This is a genomic window from Pseudomonas protegens, assembly GCF_003732485.1.
Taxonomy (GTDB): domain Bacteria; phylum Pseudomonadota; class Gammaproteobacteria; order Pseudomonadales; family Pseudomonadaceae; genus Aquipseudomonas; species Aquipseudomonas protegens_B.
Map to the genome: position 1 here is coordinate 13916 of NZ_MOAK01000015.1, position 2204 is coordinate 16119.

The following is a 2204-nucleotide window of genomic DNA, read 5'->3' on the forward strand; positions in this document are numbered from 1 at the left end:
CCAAAAAGGTACGCATTGTGCCCGCAGTGCCACTAGATCGAAAGCTCGGAAATATATTTTCCACGGTCAACCGTCTGTCCCTTGCGTTGTCGAGCCAGGCATGCGATTCCACACAGACAGCTGCAGGCGGTGCACACTGGCCCGAGCCCCGGTCGATGAATGCTGCGGCGCTGTAACGTTTCGCCGATTCGATGAAAAAAATACCCGACGGAAACTGCCATGTCTGATCAGCCCGAGCCGCTCCACGCCCTCAACGACGATCGCTTCCGCCTGCTGGTCGATGCGGTGGTGGACTATGCGATCTACATGCTCGATGCCCAGGGTCGGGTCGCCAGTTGGAACAGCGGTGCCCGGCGCTTCAAGGGCTACCGGGAGGAGGAAGTGCTGGGCCGGCACTTTTCCTGCTTCTATACCCCCGAGGATCGCCAGGCCGGCTTGCCCCAGAGGGCGCTGGACAGTGCCGCGCAGTGCGGGCGTTTCGAAGGCGAGGGCTGGCGCCTGCGCAAGGACGGCACGCGGTTCTGGTGCCATGTGGTGATCGACCCGATCCGCGACAGCGCCGGCGCGCTGATCGGTTTTGCCAAGGTCACCCGGGACATGACCGAGCAGCGGGCCGCCGAGCAAACCCTGAAACAGAGCGAGCAGCAGTTCCGCCTGCTGGTGCAGAGCGTGACCGACTACGCGATCTACATGCTCGATGCCCAGGGCCGGGTCAGCAGCTGGAACCTGGGGGCGCAACGGATCAAGGGCTACGCCCCAGAGGAAGTCATCGGCCAGCACTTTTCACTGTTCTATACCGCCGAGGACCGGGCCAGCGAAGAGCCGCGCAAGGCCCTGGAAGCCGCCGCCCGCGAAGGCCGTTTCGAGAAGCAGGGCTGGCGCCTGCGCAAGGACGGTACGCAGTTCCTGGCCCATGTGATTGTCGACCCGATCCGTGCCGACTCCGGGGCCATCATCGGTTTCGCCAAGATCACCCGCGACATCACCGAGGTGGTCCAGGCGCAGAAGGAACTGGAGGTCGCCCGCGAAGCGCTGTTCCAGTCGCAGAAGCTCCAGGCCATCGGCCAGCTCAGCGGCGGCATCGCCCATGATTTCAACAACCTGCTGACGGTGATTCGCGGCAACCTGGAGCTGCTGCACAAACGGGTCGGCGACGACCCCAGGCTGGTGCGCCTGCTGGACAACGCGCTGCAGGGCACCGCGCGCGGCGTGACCCTGACCCAGCGCATGCTGGCCTTCGCCCGGCGCCAGGAGCTGAAATCCCAGGCCCTGGACCTGGGCTTGCTGGTGGCCAACCTCAGTGGCCTGCTGTGCAGTTCGGTGGGGCCCAGGATTGCCCTGCGGGTGGAGATGGCGCCCGACCTGCCGGCGGTGCAGGCTGATCTCAACCAGCTGGAACTGGCGCTGCTGAACCTGGTGAGCAATGCCCGGGATGCCATGCCCGAGGGCGGTTCGATCCTGATCGAGGCGCAGTTGCGCGGGGCCACGGGCAACCTGGCCCGGGGGCAGTACGTCTGCCTGGCGGTGATCGACGATGGTCAGGGCATGGACGAACAGACCCTGGCCTGCGCCGCCGATCCGTTCTTCACCACCAAGGGCCTGGGCAAGGGCACTGGCCTGGGCCTGTCGATGGTCCACGGCCTGGCCGAACAACTGGGCGGGCGCCTGGTGCTCCAGAGCCGCCTGGGCCAGGGCACCCGCGCCGAGCTGTGGCTGCCCCTGGCGAGCGCGGCCAAGGGTTCGTCGGACAGTGAAGCCATGCCGGGCCCGAGCCCGGACCACCCGCCGCTGTGCGTGCTGCTGGTGGATGACGACAGCCTGGTCCTGGACAGCACCACGCTGCTGCTGGAGGACCTGGGTCATCGGGTCATTCGTGCCGCCAGCGGGGCCCAGGCCCTGCAGTGTCTTGAGCAGCACCCGGACATCCAGCTGATGATCAGCGACATGGCCATGCCACACATGGATGGCCGCCAGCTGGCCGAAGCGGTGCGGCGCCTGCACCCGCAGTTGCCGATCATCCTGGCCAGCGGTTATGCCCAGCGCCAGGACGGCCCGGTGCCGGAGCTGCCACGGATCTTCAAGCCCTTCAGCCAGGCGCAGTTGAGGGACGCCCTGGCCCAGGCCCTGGCGCAGTCTGCGGCGGGCTGACTTGCGGCGTGCTGCCCAGCATTGCGCTGTGGTGCAGCAGCGGATGCTGGGCAGCC

At 66.8% G+C, this 2204-nt stretch carries 1 protein-coding gene; it reads left to right on the forward strand.

All coding sequences use genetic code 11. The features are described from left to right. Positions 1–219 precede the first annotated feature (219 nt). Positions 220–2148: a hybrid sensor histidine kinase/response regulator gene (locus BLX41_RS01530; RefSeq protein ID WP_123723485.1), complete on the forward strand. Its 1929-nt coding sequence runs from the start codon at positions 220–222 to the stop codon at positions 2146–2148. Positions 2149–2204 lie beyond the last annotated feature (56 nt).

Coding starts and splice junctions, on each gene's coding strand:
- BLX41_RS01530 (WP_123723485.1), top strand. CDS start 220: ATGTCTGATCAGCCCGAGCCGCTCCACGCCCTCAACGACGATCGCTTC.